This window comes from Pandoraea morbifera (assembly GCF_902459575.1).
Taxonomy (GTDB): domain Bacteria; phylum Pseudomonadota; class Gammaproteobacteria; order Burkholderiales; family Burkholderiaceae; genus Pandoraea; species Pandoraea morbifera.
Map to the genome: position 1 here is coordinate 1 of NZ_CABPSD010000042.1, position 616 is coordinate 616.

Genomic DNA, 616 nt, shown 5'->3' on the forward strand with positions numbered 1-616 from the left:
CATGGCCCTCGCCCCGCAAGATCCGAACGCACCGGAATTCGTGCGCCGATACGTGAATCTGGCCGATCCTCGCCTGGGCGCGCAGGCGTTGGAGGCCAGTGACGAGTTCTTCGCGGCCAAGGAGCGCATGCTCAATCCTGAGCCGGCCGTGTTCATTCCGGGCAAGTACGACGACAACGGCAAGTGGATGGATGGTTGGGAGACGCGTCGCAAGCGCGTCAACGGATACGACTGGTGCATCGTCAGGCTGGCGCGCCCGGGCGTATTGTTCGGCGTCGATCTCGACACCAGCCACTTCACCGGCAACTTCCCGCCGGCGGCCTCGCTCGAGGGGTGCTACAGCCCCGAGGGCGCGCCGGGAGAATCGGCGCAGTGGTTCGAGTTGTTGCCGTCGACCACGTTGCAGGGCAACGCGCATCACTACCATGCCATTGCCGAGCAGCGTCCGGTCACCCATGTGCGCGTGAACCTGTATCCGGATGGTGGTCTGGCGCGTCTGCGCCTGTACGGCCTGCCGCAGAGCGACTGGGCGGGACGCTCACGTGACGAGCTCATCGACCTCATCGCGATGGAGAACGGGGGATACGTGGTGGCCGCGAACAACCAGCACTTCGGG

Annotated in this window: 1 pseudogene; it reads left to right on the plus strand. The window is 65.4% G+C overall.

Going from position 1 to position 616, the window contains the following annotated elements:
* Position 1 precedes the first annotated feature (1 nt).
* Positions 2-616 (plus strand): annotated as a pseudogene (locus tag PMO31116_RS23535) (allantoicase); the annotation flags it as partial.